Origin of the sequence: Cohnella thailandensis (assembly GCF_014212135.1) — a bacterium.
GTDB classification, from domain to species: Bacteria; Bacillota; Bacilli; order Paenibacillales; family Paenibacillaceae; genus Cohnella; species Cohnella thailandensis.
Genome location: NZ_JACJVQ010000024.1, coordinates 1 through 16164 on the forward strand (window position 1 = coordinate 1; position 16164 = coordinate 16164).

Here is a 16164-nt window from a genome sequence, read left to right on the forward strand (position 1 = left end):
TCAAGATGAGATTTCCCAGTACGTAAGACCCCTGGAAGAACACCAGGTTGATAGGCTCGAGGTGTAAGCACGGCAACGTGTGCAGCTGACGAGTACTAATCGGTCGAGGGCTTATCCTAATCAGCCAGCACGGCAAGTGAGATTCTAATGAACGCTAACTCGTTTCGTATCCGGTTATCAAGGCGCAAGCTTTGAGATCGCTAATGCTTGTCTCATCGGACAAGCGCTCGTGAGATGGCGGCGTAGCTCAGCTGGCTAGAGCGTTCGGTTCATACCCGAAAGGTCGGGGGTTCGATCCCCTCCGCCGCTACCAAATCACGCTTCCCATGGAGGCTTAGCTCAGCTGGGAGAGCATCTGCCTTACAAGCAGAGGGTCGGGGGTTCGATCCCCTCAGCCTCCACCACTTCACCCCAAAAAGTGAAGAAGGTCTTCGAAGCTTATTCCTATTACTTTTCGGGGACCCCGAAACACCTTTTATCGCGGAGCCGTGGTGTAGAGGCCTAACATGCCTGCCTGTCACGCAGGAGACCGCGGGTTCGAATCCCGTCGGCTCCGCCATTTTTCTCAAATAAGAACTAAATATGCGGCTCGGTAGCTCAGTTGGTAGAGCAGAGGACTGAAAATCCTCGTGTCGGCGGTTCGATTCCGTCCCGAGCCACCATTGTATTTCTCCGGTATAAGCTACTCTTGAGTTGCGCAACCTACCGGCGGGGCGCATGGAGGGTTAGCGAAGTGGCCAAACGCGGGAGACTGTAAATCTCTTCCTCACGGTTCGGTGGTTCGAATCCATCACCCTCCACCAACACACCCCGAGCCATTAGCTCAGTTGGTAGAGCACCTGACTTTTAATCAGGGTGTCGAAGGTTCGAGTCCTTCATGGCTCACCAGTTAAACCATCAACAGACGTGCAGACGTCTGTTTTTTTGATTTTTAAGGACATGCATGAGGCTGCCGTTGTCTGGAGAGGTTAACAGCAAAAACCTGTAACCGGAGGGCCTCGACATGATCTATATGTATGCATTCTTCAGTGCGTTCCTTCTCGTTCTCCTGCTCGTCCCCATCGTTCGCGAAGCGGCCCGCAGGCTCGGCTTCGTGGATCGTCCGACCAAGCGCAAGATGCATACGAGCCCGGTTCCGTTAAGCGGCGGATTGGCCATCTACATAGGCGTTATCGGAATGGCATATTTGTACGTCGGCGACAGCTCGATCGTCAGGGTCCTTGCCTTGGGAGGCGGCCTGCTCGTCGCGATCGGCCTCGTCGATGACGGTTTTAAAGCTTACGGCAAGGAATTCCCCGTATGGCCCCGATTGATTGTTTACATAGGCGTGGCGATTCTTCCCGTAGGGTTCGGAATCTCGATCCAGGGGATATCCGCTCCTTCTCATTCCGCGATGCTGATCTTCTCCGACGGGTGGTCGGTTTTCTTCACGGCGCTCTGGATTTTCTCCCTTATTAATATGATGAACTTTATCGATGGCGTCGACGGCTTGGCTTCCGGGGTATGCGTCATCTCCTCCTTGACCCTGTTCGTGGCATCCCTGCTGGGCAATCAAGAGGTAATCGCGCTTCTGGCTATCGCTCTTGCCGGCTCTTGCCTGGCGTTCCTGACCTACAACTTCCACCCGGCGAAAATATTCATGGGCGACGCGGGAGCGACTTTTCTCGGATTTACCTTGGCCGTACTAGCGATAGAGGGCACCCTTAAGGGGGCGACCTTCCTGTCGATATCCGTGCCTCTGCTTGCTTTGGGCGTTCCTATTCTGGATACGGTTATCACGTTCAGCAGACGTCTTCTCGTGGGAAAGGGACTGCATAGGGCCGACAACTTGCATACTCACCACACTTTAATGAGATGGGGTCTATCCCAGGTGCAGACCGTATCGTTTCTGTACCTGATAGCGGCCGTATTTGCCCTTATGTCGATCGTCATTCTTTTGATCTTGAGATGATGGGAAGGCTTGGCCGTCCCCAAATAGCCCCTTAAGCCCGTTAATTATGCTACAATTGTGGATATTGATTACGGATGAGGGGCATGCAGCGATGAACAAAACAAGATTGCAGCAGCTTCAGCAACTGGCGGGAGCACCGGTGGAGGTCGTCGTCATCCAGCTCAGCGATTGGGTTCAAGCGGGAGGCTCCCGGCAGCCGGAAGCTGGCGATAGCGTTGTACGAGAGGATGGGACTCTGATCGCGATAAGCGCGGACGGGGAGGAGCTGGAGGCTCTTCGGTTCCCGAAAGGGCTGACACCGCTGGAATCCGAATTGTTCAGGTGGGTGCTCCAGCCTTCCGCTTCCCGCACGGCCGCCAACGGCTTCACGGATACCGAGCGAAGCGCGAGAAGGCTTGGCGATTGGATCGAGCAGAGCATTAACGGAGGGGATCTGCGGGCGGAGGTTCCGGACCGGTTCGAGCTGCGCAACCGCTTGTTCGACGGGATGATTCCGTTCCTGCTGATCAGCGAGCAGGCGGATGACCGGGAGCTCCCCTACAATGAATTGGAGAAAGTGTTCAAGTCCTTTATCTCGGACGAAATTCTCCTTATTCCGATCCGGGAGAGGGAATGGCTCGTTTTGGGTCCTGATCGGCTGCTGGCGGAGGTCGAATCGGCCGAAGAGGATGTCATCGAGATGGACGAGACGAAGGATGCTTTATTCTCGCTCGCCACGGGACTTCACCAGATGTTTACCGAGGAGTGGGGCGGAGAATGCCACGTCGCGGTCGGCGTTCCGATCATTCCGACGGAAAGCTTAGTCCAGACGGTCTACGGCCTTCGGGAGACGATCTATCTCGGCCGCAAATTTCACATGGGAGTGCAGGTTCATCTCCCCTGGATGATTCATCTGGAGAGACTTCTGAACGGAATTCCGGAATCGACGCGCATCCGGTTCATGGAAGAAATGATGGGGCGTCCGGACCTGTTCACCGAACCGGAGACCATCTCGACTCTGGACGCTTTTTTTACCATGGACTGCAACGTGAGCGAGACGGCCAAGCGCCTATATATTCATCGCAATACGCTTTTATACCGGCTGGATAAGCTGAAGCAGGAGACAGGACTTGACGTCCGTTCCTTTAACGACGCGGTTCTTGTCCGAATCATGCTGCTATTGTACAAAGTCACGAAAAGGAAATGAATTTTTTGTACGCTTTGTGCATAGTCATTCGACACCGCTCTGGGTTAAGATAGCTATGTACCTTAAACGAGTTGTTAGGGGGAACTTATAAATGGCAGGCGTACGTTTAGAGCATGTTTATAAAAAATATCCAGGTTCCGACAAAGCTTCGGTAACTGACTTTAACCTTGACATTCAAGACAAAGAATTTCTCGTGCTGGTCGGTCCTTCCGGTTGCGGCAAGTCCACGACGCTGCGCATGATCGCGGGTCTCGAAGAAATCTCCGAAGGCAAGCTGTACATCGGCGACCGCGTCGTGAACGACGTCGCTCCGAAAGACCGCGACATCGCGATGGTATTCCAATCCTACGCGCTGTATCCGCACATGAACGTATATCAAAACATGGCATTCGGCCTGAAGCTTCGCAAATTCCGCAAGGACGAAATCGACCGCCGCGTACGCGAAGCGGCTCGCACGCTCGAAATCGAACACCTTCTGGACCGCAAGCCTAAGGCTCTGTCCGGCGGTCAGCGCCAGCGCGTCGCCCTGGGCCGCGCAATCGTCCGCGAACCTCAAGTGTTCCTGATGGACGAACCGCTCTCCAACTTGGACGCCAAGCTGCGTACTCAAATGCGTGCTAACATCTCCAAGCTGATGAAGCGCCTTGAGACGACTTGCATCTACGTAACGCACGACCAAACGGAAGCCATGACGATGGGCGACCGCATCGTCGTCATGAAGGACGGCTTCATTCAACAAGCCGCTACTCCGGAAGAGCTCTACAACCACCCGATCAACCTGTTCGTTGCAGGCTTCATCGGCGCTCCGGCGATGAACTTCGTCACCGGCCAACTGGTTGAAGAAGGCGGCAGCGTGCACTTCAAGGCTACCGGCATCAACGTTGAAGTAGCGGAAGGCAAAGCGAAGGCCCTTCGCGCCAAGGGCTACATCGGCAAGGAAGTCATCCTGGGCGTTCGTCCGGAAGATTTCCACGAAGAGCCGGTCTTCATCGAAGCGTCTCCGAAGACGATCGTCAATGCCAGCATCGAAGTATCCGAGAACCTCGGCTACGAAGTGTTCCTGTACCTGAACGGTCTTGGCAAGGACAACGTCATCGCTCGCGTCGACGGCCGTACGGGCCTGCAAGAAGGCCAAAACGTGAAGCTCGCGATCGACATGAACAAGGTTCATTTCTTCGACAAGGATTCCGAGCTCAACATTCTCGAGAACTAATCCCGTTTTCCTTAAGCGCTCGGCCAGACGGCCGGGCGCTTTTCTGCTATTCGGGCTTTTACATTGATTTCCGCCCTTTTTTTAGATACGATGAAAAAGACAAGTGGAAGGGAGACCGTGCGATGGCTAAGAAAGTAAAGGTATCCGAACTCGTTCAACAGTTTCAGCTAGAGGTCGTGGCCGGGGCGGAAGGCCTGCGACGTACGATACAGACGGACGATCTCAATCGTCCGGGCCTCGAGGTCGCCGGTTACTTCGAGTATTATCCGATGGACCGGGCTCAGATCTTCGGCAAGACGGAATTGGCCTTCCTCGAGACGCTTACCTCGTCGGAGAGATCGGATCGAATGCAGAAGCTGTGCACGGACGATACTCCGTGCATTATCGTGACTCGCGGGCTGGATGTTCCCGAAGAGCTCGTGGAAGTCGCGAACGAGAAGAAGTTCCCGGTGCTGCGCAGCAGCCTGGCGACTACGATCCTTCAGAGCCGGATCACGAACTATCTGGAGAAGAAGCTGGCTCCGACCGCTACGATCCACGGGGTTCTGGTCGACGTGTACGGCGTCGGAATGCTGATTACCGGAGGAAGCGGCATCGGCAAGAGCGAGACGGCGCTCGAGCTTGTGAAGCGCGGGCATCGCCTGGTCGCGGACGACGCGGTCGAAATTCGCCAGACGGCGGACAACCTTCTATACGGAAGCGCGCCCGAGCTGATCCAGCATCTGCTGGAGATACGGGGTCTTGGCATCCTTAACGTGATGACGCTCTTCGGAGCCGGCGCCGTTCGGACCACGAAGCAGATCAGCCTGGTCATCAAGCTGGAGAACTGGCAGCAGGAGAAGCAGTACGACCGGCTCGGCCTGGACGAGGAGACGACTAAGCTCATCGAAGCCGAAGTTCCTCTCGTCACGGTGCCTGTCCGGCCGGGACGGAACCTGGCGGTCATTCTGGAAGTGGCGGCCATGAATTTCCGATTGAAGAGAATGGGGTACAATGCGGCCCTACAGTTCACGAACAAGCTCACCGAAGCTATCGCCGACGAGGATTACGAATAAGACGACAACTTCGGCATTAAGCCGATAAACCAGGATGGAGGATTCGGATGTTGCCGCTCAAACTGGACCCCATAGCTTTCTCGTTGGGGTCGCTTCAGGTGCACTGGTACGGAATTATTTTGGGAACGGCCGCATTGGTCGGTCTTCTGCTGGCGATCTGGGAAGGCAAGCGTTTTAACTTAACGCCGGACTTCTTCCTTGATCTCATGCTTTACGGTGTTCCGTCCGCCATCATTGCCGCCCGTTTATACTATGTTGCTTTTACCTGGGATTACTACAGCCAGCACCCCGGCGAGATCATTCAGATCTGGAACGGTGGCATCGCGATTTACGGCGCGTTGATCGGGGCGTTCATCTGCGGGTTTCTGTACTTCCGGGCCAAAGGCTACTCGTTCTGGAGGGTAGCGGATATTTGCGCTCCTTCCTTGCTGGCGGGGCAGATGATCGGACGTTGGGGCAACTTCGTCAACCAAGAAGCCTACGGATCGCCGGTTGAAGAGTCTTTCCTGCGCAACACGCTTCATTTGCCCGACTTTATCGTGAATCAGATGAATATCGAGGGGATCTATCACCATCCCACCTTTTTGTACGAATCGCTGTGGAGCTTGGTCGGAATCATCATCCTCTTTATCCTCCGCAGACAGAGCTTCCTTCGCTCGGGAGAGCTGCTGTTATCTTACTTCATCTGGTATTCGATCGGCCGCTTCTACATCGAAGCCATCCGTACGGACAGCTTGGCGTTCAACGGGGCGGATTGGCTGGCGTCCTTCCTGAAGACCTTGTGGAAGCCGATGGAATGGATGGGCTTCGAGCAAGGTTATCTCGATCCGCAATACGGGGACGTGCGCAGCTCGCAGCTGCTCGCATTGCTGCTCATCATCGGCAGCATCATCCTCATTATCGTGCGCCGCAGAATGGGGTACGCGAACGAGAGATATCTCGATCCTCTGGTCAGCACGAAGAAGCCCGCCGCAAAGTCGGACGCACCGGCAAGCGAGAAGGCGAAGAACGCGCAGACGACGGATTCCGCGGCAGCCGCGACTCTGCCTAACCAGACGAGCTATGCGGACCGCGAACCCGATCGCGATCCTCCGGCGGCCGACAAGCGGGAAGGGGATGCGAAACAAGGGGATAGCAGCTCCGATGATTCGAGCCCGGCTTCGGATTCGAACGGCGGATCGGGCGATAGTCACTCCGGCAGCGCGGATTCCGGCAGTTCGAGTTCCGGCAGCTCAAGCTCGGATTCCGGCAGCTCGGATGGCGGCGGTTCGGGCGGCGGCGACTAATCGCGACTTACGAAAAGAGGCCTAACAAAGAATGACAGCTAAGATTAGAACCGTTCTGTTCGATCTGGACGGGACCATTATCGATACGAATGAATTGATTATCGAATCGTTCCTTCATGCGCTCCAAGGAATCGTTCCCGAGGGCTTCGGACGGGAGCATATCATTCCCAGCATGGGACTGCCGCTCGTCACGCAGCTGCAGCAGTTCTCGGGAAGAGAGCAGGTAGACGATCTCGCGCGTTCTTACCGGGAATACAACCTTCTTCGCCACGACGAGATGGTCACGTTGTTCCCTGGCGTGGGAGAGGTTGTACCCAAGCTCCATGCGGCGGGAATTCGGCTCGGGATCGTCACGACGAAGATGAAGCCTTCTACCGAGAGAGCTTTGAAGCTGCTCGGCATCTACGATTACATGGGGGCGATCGTCACGCTGGACGACGTCGAGCACGCGAAGCCTCACCCCGAACCCGTGCTTAAAGCGATCGAGGCTCTCGGGGCCGATCCGGAGACCACGATCATGGTCGGAGACAGCAAGGTCGACATCGAGTCGGCCAGAAACGCGGGCGCTATTCCCGTCGGAGTCGCTTGGTCGCTTAAGGGAGAAGGGATCCTGAAGGACGCGGGAGCGGCCCATATCATTCAGGAGATGGATCAGCTGCTGACGATATGCGGATTGGAGCGATGATCGGTTGAGAAGAGTGGAACGGTATCCCGTGGAAGGTCCCAATGCGTTATGGCAGGTATACCGCACGGTTTCCCGCTGGAAAGCGGTTCGGAACTTCATCTTCATTCAACTGGCTCGTTACTGCCCGATTCTGCCGGTGAAGAATTGGATCTATCGCCGGATACTCGGAATGAAAGTCGGGAAACAGACATCTTTCGCCCTGATGGTCATGGTCGACGTGTTCTTTCCGGAACGGATCCAGATCGGCAATAACAGCATTATCGGCTATAACTCCACGCTTCTGACCCATGAATATCTAATCGAGGAATATCGGATCGGACCGATCGTTATCGGCTCTAACGTCATGATCGGAGCGAACGTTACCGTTCTTCCCGGCGTCACGATCGGAGACGGGGCGGTCGTCGCCGCCGGCGCGGTCGTTCACCGCGATGTCCCCGCGTATGCCAGGGTAGGCGGCAATCCGCTAAGGGATCTCTCTTCCCGCAAGGAAGAGGAAGCTAACTCCTTCGAGGAGCGGTCGACGAGAGTGCATTGATCGCGGCTATAAAGAATTGAAGGTCCATGCCGGGAGGAACTGTCGGGTTCCTCTGGCGTGGACTTATTTTTTGGCGCGATTGGGTCAAGTTAGAGTGATAAGCGCTGGGGTCCGGCTTCTTGACGCGGGGGATGGCTCGTGATAAAGTCAAAGAAAGCTTTATTTTGGCAGTATGGTAGAATGGTAGAACTTTAACGCGATAAAGCATAGAGCGAGATACGAGATCAAGTTGCCATATAGAGAAGAGGGAATAGCATTGTCGAAGCCAAAGGTGTTCGAGAAGCCGACAGGCGTAAAGGATTATTTGCCGCATGCGGTCGCGAAACTTCGCCGCATCGAGCGCAACGTGCTGGAATGCATGCGTCGTTGGGGCTATGAGCAGATCATGACTCCGACGATGGAGTATTACGACACGGTAGGGGTGGCCAGCGCCACCTCCGACCAGAAGCTGTTTAAGCTGCTGAACCAGAGAGGGACGACGATCGTTCTCCGTTCGGAGATGACGTCGCCGATCGCGAGGGTAGTCTCTTCCTTGTTGAAGGAGACGCCGTTCCCGCTGCGACTCAGCTATCATGCGAACGTGTTCCGCGCTTTCGAAGAGGAAGCCGGACGGGATGCGGAGTTTTTCCAGACGGGGGTAGAACTGGTCGGCGATCCGTCTTCGGAAGCGGACGCGGAGGTGATCGCTCTCGCGATCGCTTCCCTTCAAGCGGCGGGAGTGCCGTCGTTCAAGATCGCCGTAGGCCATGTAGGGTTCCTGAACGGTCTGTTCCAGGAAGCTCTGCTCGGCAGGACGGAGGAGCAGGAGAATCTGAAGTCGCATCTGCTGCAGCGCGACCACGTCGGCTACCGCGACGCGCTGAAGAAGCTGTCGATCGAGGACAGCGTCCGCGGCGAGCTGGAAGGAATCCTGCGCTTGCGCGGCGGAGTCGAGGTATGCGACCAGGCGCTGAGCCTGAGCGGAAGCCCGGATGCGCAAGCGGCGATCCGCCAGCTGTGCGAGGTATGGGAAGTGCTGACGGCTTACGGGCTGCAGGATCACGTTCTCATCGACCTGACGATGATCGGGGATTTCTCCTATTATACGGGAATGACGTTCGAGGGCTATGCCTCCCATCTCGGTTTCCCGGTGTGCAGCGGCGGCCGTTACGACAATCTGCTGGCCCAATTCGGACGTCCCGCGGCCGCGACGGGCTTTGCGCTTAAGACGACCCGCATTCTGGAGGTTGTCGGGGATGACGAGGCGGACGAGAATCGCATTCTTATCGTCTACACGAAGGAGAGCCGCAGGGAAGCGCTGCTCGAAGCGGAGAGAATTCGCGAAGAAGGGCTTGTCGCCGTGACGGAGAAGGAAGACGTTCTGAAGGACGTGCTGCCGGGGCTGCGCGCCGAAGCGGCCAAGGGTCCGTTCGTCCATCGGGGAATGGCCTTCGATCGTTTAGTCGTTTACGGGCTTGAGAAGGAGGGACGGGCATGACCGACAATGGCGTTTTGAAGGTAGCGATGCCGAAGGGCAGAATCTATAAGCAGGCGAGCAAGCTGTTCCGGGAAGCGGGATTGTCGATTCCGGAAGACTTCGACGATTCGCGCAAGCTCATCATTCCCGTTCCGGAAGCGAACATGGAATTCATCATGGCCAAGCCGGTCGACGTGCCGACCTACGTGGAATACGGCGTGGCGGACATCGGCATCGTCGGCAAGGACGTTCTGATGGAAGAGAACAAGGACGTATACGAGCTGCTCGACCTCGGAATCGCGAAGTGCCGCATGTCGGTTATCGGACTTCCGGGGTGGAAGCCGGTCATTCATCCGAGAGTGGCGACTAAGTATCCGAACGTCGCTTCCCAATACTTCCGCGAGCAGGGGCAGCAGGTGGAGGTCATCAAGCTGAACGGCTCCATCGAGCTTGCTCCTCTTATCGGGCTGGCCGACCGGATCGTCGATATGGTCGAGACGGGGCAGACGCTGAAGGAGAACGGTCTGGTCGAGATGGAGACGCTGTTCTCGGTCACGAGCCGTCTCATCGCCAACCGCGTGAGCTACCGGTTGAAGAACAACGCGATTCAAGCGCTGTGCGATCGGTTGAGCCAGAAAATCGCGGTTCGAGGCTAAGCGGAAGAGAGCATCGGAAAAGGTTTGCGTAGAGCTTCGATGACAACGAACGGACAAGAGGAAAGGGGAGAGCGATATGTATATCGGACCGGCAGAGGGCTTCCGGCTGGAACGACAGGCCGAATATGGAACGCCCGAGCAGAATGCCGTGGTCAAAGAGATCGTCGAAGCGGTGAAGCTCGAAGGGGACGCGGCTCTCCTGCGATATACGGAGAAGCTCGACAAGGTGAAGCTTCAGCCGGAGGGGCTGAGGGTAACCCAGGAGGAGATCGACTCCGCTTACGATAAAGTGGAACCGGAGTTTCTTGCGGCGCTTAGGCAAGCGGCGGCGAACATTACAGCGTTCCACGAGAAGCAGAAGCGGACGACGTGGATCGACGCGCAGCCGGACGGCACGCTGCTCGGGATGGTGCTGCGGCCGCTGCGCCGCGTCGGCCTGTACGTTCCCGGAGGCAAGGCGGCGTATCCGTCGTCGGTGCTGATGAACGTGCTTCCGGCCAAGGTAGCCGGCGTGCCGGAGATCGTCATGGCGACGCCGCCGGCGACCGGCGGACGCGAAGGCATCGACCCGTACATCTTAGTGGCGGCCGCGGAAGCGGGAGTGACGGAGATGTACCGGGTCGGGGGAGCGCAGGCGGTCGCCGCGCTCGCGTACGGGACGGCGAGCATTCCCGCCGTCGACAAGATCTGCGGGCCCGGCAACATCTACGTGGCGCTGGCGAAACGCGCCGTGTTCGGCGCGGTCGACATCGACAGCATCGCCGGGCCCAGCGAGATCGCGGTGCTGGCGGACGACACCGCCGACGCCGGGTACATCGCCGCGGACATGCTGTCGCAGGCGGAGCATGACGAGATGGCGTCCGCGGTGCTCGTGACGCCGTCGGAGAAGCTGGCCGCCGCCGTCGAGGCGGAGCTGAAGCGGCAGGTGGCGACGCTGCCGCGGCGCGAGATCGCGGAGAAGTCGCTCGAGCAGTACGGCGCCATCCTGACGGTGCCGACGATGGCGGACGGCGTGAAGGTCATCAACCTGCTCGCTCCCGAGCATCTCGAGGTGATGACCGAGGATCCGCTGGAGCTGCTCGGCGGCATCGAGAACGCGGGCGCGATTTTCCTCGGGCCGTACAGCTCCGAGCCGGTCGGCGACTACTTCGCGGGCCCGAACCACATACTTCCGACGAACGGGACGGCGCGGTTCTCCTCGCCCCTGAACGTCGATCACTTCCTGAAGAAATCGAGCTTGATCCGATACAGCCGCCAAGCGTTGCTGAGAGACGCGGCGGGCATCGCTACGCTCGCGCGGCATGAAGGGCTCGAAGCCCATGCCCGGGCGGTAGAAATCCGACTAGAAGGTGGAGATTCCAAATGACGGTACCTGCAGGAGCGCGCGTCGCCGAAGTGGCGCGCAAAACGAACGAAACGGACATCAAGCTGTCGCTGGGGGTAGACGGGACGGGCTCGGTCGACCTCGAGACGGACGTTCCTTTCCTTAATCACATGCTCGACCTGTTCGCGAAGCACGGCCAATTCGACCTGAAGGTCGAAGCGCGGGGCGACGTGGACATCGACGACCACCATACGGTCGAAGACATCGGAATCTGCCTGGGCCAGACGCTGCGCGAGGCGCTCGGCGACAAAGCCGGCATCAAGCGCTACGCGAGCGTGTTCGTGCCGATGGACGAGGCGCTGGCTCAAGTCGTCGTCGACGTGAGCAACCGCCCGCACTTCGAGTACCGCGCCGAATACCCTTCCGCCCAAGTGGGAAGCTTCAGCACGGAGCTCGTGCACGAGTTCCTCTGGAAGCTTGCGCTCGAAGCCCGAATCACGCTGCACGTCATCGTGCATTACGGCAAGAACACGCATCACATGATCGAAGCGGTGTTCAAAGCGCTGGGACGCGCGTTGGACGAAGCGACCACGATCGATCCCCGGGTGAAAGGCGTGCCATCGACGAAGGGAGTGCTGTAGGATGATCGCGATCATCGATTACGGCATGGGCAACCTTCACAGCGTCGGCAAGGCGGTCGAGAGACTCGGCGCCGAGGCGCTCGTGACTTCCTCCCCCGAGGAGATCCTGGCGGCGGACGGGGCGATCCTGCCCGGCGTCGGGGCGTTCGGAGACGCGATGGCCAATCTTCGCGAGACCGGCCTCGAGAGCGTCGTGAAGGAATACGCGGCGTCCGGCAAGCCGCTGCTCGGCATCTGCCTCGGCATGCAGCTTCTGTTCGACGAGAGCGAAGAGCACGGGACGCATACCGGCCTTGGCCTTCTGCCGGGCAAGGTCGTGCGCTTCCAAGGCGATTACAAGGTGCCCCACATGGGCTGGAACGAGCTCGTCTTCACCCAGGAGAGCCCTCTTTTCTCCGGATTGAATCCGGGCCACGTCTACTTCGTGCACTCCTACCATGCGCTTCCCGAGCGCAAGGAAGACCTGCTGGCGACGACCGATTATTATCAGCCGGTGACGGCCATCGTCGGACGCGGCTCGGTGTACGGAATGCAGTTCCACCCGGAGAAGAGCGGCGAGCTGGGCATGGCGCTGCTGAACAACTTCGTTAAACTGGTCGCGAACAAGGCCAGCAATTTATAAGCCAAAGGATTGAGCAAGCTTGCGCTTCAGACCCTGTATCGATATCCATCAAGGCAAGGTGAAGCAGATCGTCGGGGAGACGCTGCAGGAGGACTCCTCCAAGGTCGTGGAGAACTTCGTTTCCGAGAAGGACCCCGGCTACTTCGCTTCGATGTATAAGGAAGACGGCTTAACCGGCGGGCATATCATCATGCTTGGCGGCGGGAATCGGGATGCGGCCGTCCAGGCGCTCCAAGCGTATCCACAAGGGATGCAGATCGGCGGAGGCATTACGGCCGACAACGCGGCGTCCTATCTCGAGGAAGGCGCTTCTCATGTCATCGTGACTTCCTACGTGTTCCGCGACGGCCGTCTGCAGATGGACAACTTGAACCGGATCGTCTCGGAGGTCGGCCGGGAAAAGCTGGTGCTCGATCTTAGCTGCAAAGAACGAGACGGGCGCTGGTACGTGGTGACGAACCAATGGACGCAATTCAGCGACCTGGAGGTGAACGAAGCCTCCATCCGGGAGCTCGAGAGCTATTGCGGCGAGTTTCTCGTTCATGCCGTGGACGTGGAAGGCAAGCGGGAAGGCGTGCAGGAGAAGCTGGCGGGCAAGCTCTCCGAATGGGTGCGGATTCCGACGACCTATGCGGGCGGAGCCCGTTCCCTGGAGGATCTCGAGCATTTCCGTTCGCTGACGGGCGGCAAGCTGGACATTACGATCGGCAGCGCGCTGGACATCTTCGGCGGGTCGCTTCCTTACCGGGAAGTCGTGGACTATTGCCGGAGGCGTTAAGAAGGGGGCCATATCATGCTAGCCAAACGAATTATTCCGTGCCTCGACGTGAAGGACGGGCGCGTCGTAAAGGGAGTCAACTTCGTCAATCTGCGGGATGCCGGCGATCCGGTCGAGCTCGCGGCCATCTACGATAAGGAAGGCGCCGACGAGCTGGTGTTCCTCGACATCTCCGCTTCGGTCGAAGGCCGGGCGACGATGATCGAGGTCGTTCGCCGCACGGCGGGCGAAATCACGATCCCGTTCACGGTAGGCGGAGGCATCTCGTCGACGGACGATATGAAGCGGCTGCTTCGCGCCGGAGCCGACAAGATCGGCATCAACACGGCGGCGATCCGCAATCCGGATCTGATCGGCGAGGGCTCGAAGATCTTCGGGGCGCAGTGCATCGTCGTCGCGATCGACGCGAAGTTCAACTCCGAGTGGGGCGAATGGGAAGTGTTTACTCACGGAGGACGCAACCCGACCGGCATTCGCGCCCTCGAGTGGGCGAAGGACGCGGAGCGCAGGGGAGCGGGAGAGCTGCTCTTGACGAGCATGGACGCCGACGGGACGAAGGACGGCTTCGACCTGGAGTTGACCGCGGCGGTATCCGGCAGCGTCGGCATTCCGGTGATCGCATCGGGGGGAGCGGGCCATGCCGAGCACTTCGTCGACGTGTTCGCGCAAGGGAAGGCGGACGCCGGACTCGCCGCAAGTATTTTCCACTATAAGGAAGTGTCCGTCCGAGAAGTCAAGGATGCTCTGCGGGCGCAAGGAGTGAATGTCAGATGACCACATCGAACCTGATCGATCAAATCAAATGGAGCGCGGACGGACTCGTTCCGGCTGTCGTGCAAGACGCCGTGAGCAAGGAAGTCTTGATGCTCGCCTACATGAATCAAGAATCCCTGAAGCTGTCGCTGGACAGCGGAGAGACGTGGTTCTGGAGCCGCTCGCGCGGCGAGCTGTGGAACAAGGGCGCTACCAGCGGGAACACGCAGAAGATCGTATCGCTGCGCTACGATTGCGACGGGGACACGCTGCTCGTGCAAGTCGTTCCGAACGGGCCGGCTTGCCATACGGGCGCTTATACCTGCTTCTATCGCGACGCGGACGGAGAGCTTCCGGAAGACAAGCGTCCGGCCGCGGATCGCTTCGCTACCCTCAGCGCCTTGGAGGAGACGATCGCGAAGCGGGATGCCGAGCGCCCGGAGGGCTCTTATACGACTTACCTCTTCGAGAAGGGGCTCGATAAGATCCTGAAGAAGATCGGCGAAGAGACGGCGGAGGTCATCATCGGGGGCAAGAACGAGGACAGGCAGGAGATCCGCAGCGAAGCGGCCGACCTGATCTTCCATCTGATGGTGCTGCTGCGCCAGCAGCGGATTCCTTTCGACGAGGTGCTGGCGGAGCTCGAATTCCGTCACCGCAAGCCGACGAAGAAAAATTGAAGAAAACGAGCGGATTCGACGTCGGATGACGTCGAATTTTCACGTTTTTGCCAAAAATTCACCAGCATTCGGGCTAGATGAAATTTTAAATTGCGTTACGCGTATTGTATAATATATTCCGATTGTGGATACAGGTCGGACACGCCGACGGCGTTTTTATTTGAAAGAACTTTTGGAGGGGCTCATGTACAGCAGCAGCAAGCTTCGCATTTTCTCGGGGAGTTCGAACCCGATCCTTGCCGAGAACATCGCTCATCAATTGGGATTGCCTCTTGGGAAAATCAAGCTTTCCCGTTTCAAGAGCGGGGAAGTCTACGTTCACTACGAAGAGACCATTCGCAATTGCGACGTCTTTCTCGTGCAATCCTTGTCTCATCCGATTAATGACTTTTTCGTAGAGCTGTTGGTCATGATCGATGCCGCCAAGCGGGCGTCGGCCCGTACGATCAACATCGTGCTGCCTTATTACGGGTACGCAAGGCAAGAACGCAAAGCCGCTCCGCGCGAGCCGATCTCGGCCAAGATGGTAGCGGACGTTCTAACGACGGTCGGAGCGAATCGAATCGTGACGATCGATCTGCATGCAGCCGCCATCCAAGGGTTCTTCAACATCCCGGTGGATCACTTGACCGCCTTGGATCTGCTCAGCGATTACTTGAGAGCCAAGAACATTCACAACCCGGTTATCGTATCGCCGGACGCCGGCCGCGCGTCCACTGCGGAGAAGCTGGCGAACCAGCTGGATTCGCCGTTCGCGATCATGATCAAGAAGCGTCCGGCGCATAACGAATCGGTGATTACCCACGTCATCGGCGACGTCGAAGGCCATACGCCGATCATTATCGAGGATTTGATCGACACCGGAACGACGATCGTGAACGTCGTCGAAGGCTTGAAGGAGCGCGGGTCGGAAGACGTCTATGTCTGCGCGACCCATCCTCTGTTCTCCGGCGACGCGGTCCTGAAGCTGGACCATCCGAACATCCGCGAGGTCGTCGTGACCGACTCGATCGCGCTTCCGACGCAATGCTCCGCCAAGTTCAAAACGCTGTCCGTCGCGCCGATGCTGGCCGAAGCCATCCGCATCATCATGGAAGGCGGATCCATCAGCACTCTTTTCAAAGATAACGGCGTTTGATCTTAAACGATGAACCGCTCTCGGGCTCTCTTCCGCACGGAGGAGTCCCCGGGAGTTTTTTTTGTTCCGGAGTCGGCGGAGGGGCCGGTTAAGGGGAATTTGTTTTAAGGAAGGGTACGCTGTGTTATAATCGGTTTGACGTATCCGGCGAAGCCGGAGATCACAGTGGATCGGATTCATGGCTATTTCAACCGAGGAGGTGCCT

Annotated in this window: 16 protein-coding genes, 6 tRNA genes and 1 rRNA gene; all 23 read left to right on the forward strand. The window is 57.9% G+C overall.

From position 1 onward, the window contains the following. Positions 1-119: ribosomal RNA gene (locus H7B67_RS25725) — 23S ribosomal RNA — on the forward strand; the annotation flags it as partial. A 117-nt stretch (positions 120-236) separates the two neighbouring features. Beyond that, positions 237-313, forward strand: a tRNA-Met gene (locus tag H7B67_RS25730). Between the two features lie 15 nt (positions 314-328). Continuing rightward, a tRNA-Val gene (locus tag H7B67_RS25735) sits at positions 329-404 on the forward strand. Between the two features lie 78 nt (positions 405-482). Next, positions 483-559, forward strand: a tRNA-Asp gene (locus H7B67_RS25740). A gap of 27 nt (positions 560-586) precedes the next feature. After that, positions 587-662 (forward strand) — tRNA-Phe (locus H7B67_RS25745). A 57-nt stretch (positions 663-719) separates the two neighbouring features. Continuing rightward, positions 720-803: transfer RNA gene (locus tag H7B67_RS25750), tRNA-Tyr, on the forward strand. 9 nt (positions 804-812) lie between these two features. After that, positions 813-888, forward strand: a tRNA-Lys gene (locus tag H7B67_RS25755). Positions 889-1003: 115 nt separating this feature from the next. After that, entirely contained in the window at positions 1004-1951 is a 948-nt protein-coding gene (locus H7B67_RS25760; RefSeq protein ID WP_185122759.1) for an MraY family glycosyltransferase, read from the forward strand. 91 nt (positions 1952-2042) lie between these two features. Further along, complete coding sequence (locus tag H7B67_RS25765) at positions 2043-3137, forward strand: PucR family transcriptional regulator (protein ID WP_185122760.1); 1095 nt, start codon at positions 2043-2045, stop codon at positions 3135-3137. Between the two features lie 91 nt (positions 3138-3228). Continuing rightward, positions 3229-4350, forward strand: coding sequence for an ABC transporter ATP-binding protein (locus H7B67_RS25770; protein ID WP_185122761.1), 1122 nt, complete (start codon positions 3229-3231; stop codon positions 4348-4350). Between the two features lie 122 nt (positions 4351-4472). Beyond that, positions 4473-5405 carry an HPr(Ser) kinase/phosphatase gene (gene hprK, locus H7B67_RS25775; RefSeq protein ID WP_185122762.1) on the forward strand — a complete coding sequence of 311 codons (933 nt, stop codon included), beginning with the start codon at positions 4473-4475 and terminating at the stop codon, positions 5403-5405. Positions 5406-5452: 47 nt separating this feature from the next. Next, a complete protein-coding gene (gene lgt / locus H7B67_RS25780; RefSeq protein ID WP_185122763.1) occupies positions 5453-6691 on the forward strand; it encodes a prolipoprotein diacylglyceryl transferase in 1239 nt (412 codons plus the stop codon). Between the two features lie 31 nt (positions 6692-6722). Beyond that, positions 6723-7376: a pyrophosphatase PpaX gene (ppaX, locus tag H7B67_RS25785; RefSeq protein ID WP_185122764.1), complete on the forward strand. Its 654-nt coding sequence runs from the start codon at positions 6723-6725 to the stop codon at positions 7374-7376. Between the two features lie 4 nt (positions 7377-7380). Then, complete coding sequence (locus H7B67_RS25790; protein ID WP_185122765.1) at positions 7381-7911, forward strand: acyltransferase; 531 nt, start codon at positions 7381-7383, stop codon at positions 7909-7911. A gap of 256 nt (positions 7912-8167) precedes the next feature. Then, positions 8168-9388, forward strand: coding sequence for an ATP phosphoribosyltransferase regulatory subunit (locus tag H7B67_RS25795; protein WP_185122766.1), 1221 nt, complete (start codon positions 8168-8170; stop codon positions 9386-9388). Continuing rightward, positions 9385-10023 carry an ATP phosphoribosyltransferase gene (gene hisG, locus H7B67_RS25800; RefSeq protein ID WP_185122767.1) on the forward strand — a complete coding sequence of 213 codons (639 nt, stop codon included), beginning with the start codon at positions 9385-9387 and terminating at the stop codon, positions 10021-10023. Before H7B67_RS25795 ends, hisG begins: the two co-directional genes overlap by 4 nt. A gap of 76 nt (positions 10024-10099) precedes the next feature. After that, complete coding sequence (hisD, locus tag H7B67_RS25805; protein WP_185122768.1) at positions 10100-11389, forward strand: histidinol dehydrogenase; 1290 nt, start codon at positions 10100-10102, stop codon at positions 11387-11389. Then, complete coding sequence (gene hisB, locus H7B67_RS25810; protein ID WP_185122769.1) at positions 11386-11988, forward strand: imidazoleglycerol-phosphate dehydratase HisB; 603 nt, start codon at positions 11386-11388, stop codon at positions 11986-11988. Before hisD ends, hisB begins: the two co-directional genes overlap by 4 nt. Before the next feature lies 1 nt (position 11989). Continuing rightward, positions 11990-12610, forward strand: coding sequence for an imidazole glycerol phosphate synthase subunit HisH (gene hisH / locus H7B67_RS25815; protein ID WP_185122770.1), 621 nt, complete (start codon positions 11990-11992; stop codon positions 12608-12610). A 19-nt stretch (positions 12611-12629) separates the two neighbouring features. Then, the gene (gene hisA / locus H7B67_RS25820) at positions 12630-13388 is read left to right on the forward strand and encodes a phosphoribosylformimino-5-aminoimidazole carboxamide ribotide isomerase (RefSeq protein WP_185122771.1); all 759 of its coding nucleotides are present in this window, start codon (positions 12630-12632) and stop codon (positions 13386-13388) included. Positions 13389-13403: 15 nt separating this feature from the next. After that, positions 13404-14162: an imidazole glycerol phosphate synthase subunit HisF gene (hisF, locus tag H7B67_RS25825; protein ID WP_185122772.1), complete on the forward strand. Its 759-nt coding sequence runs from the start codon at positions 13404-13406 to the stop codon at positions 14160-14162. Further along, complete coding sequence (gene hisIE / locus H7B67_RS25830; RefSeq protein WP_185122773.1) at positions 14159-14821, forward strand: bifunctional phosphoribosyl-AMP cyclohydrolase/phosphoribosyl-ATP diphosphatase HisIE; 663 nt, start codon at positions 14159-14161, stop codon at positions 14819-14821. The genes hisF and hisIE overlap by 4 nt, the downstream gene beginning before the upstream one ends. A 184-nt stretch (positions 14822-15005) precedes the next feature. Beyond that, a complete protein-coding gene (locus H7B67_RS25835; protein ID WP_185122774.1) occupies positions 15006-15959 on the forward strand; it encodes a ribose-phosphate diphosphokinase in 954 nt (317 codons plus the stop codon). The last annotated feature ends 205 nt before the right edge of the window (positions 15960-16164 follow it).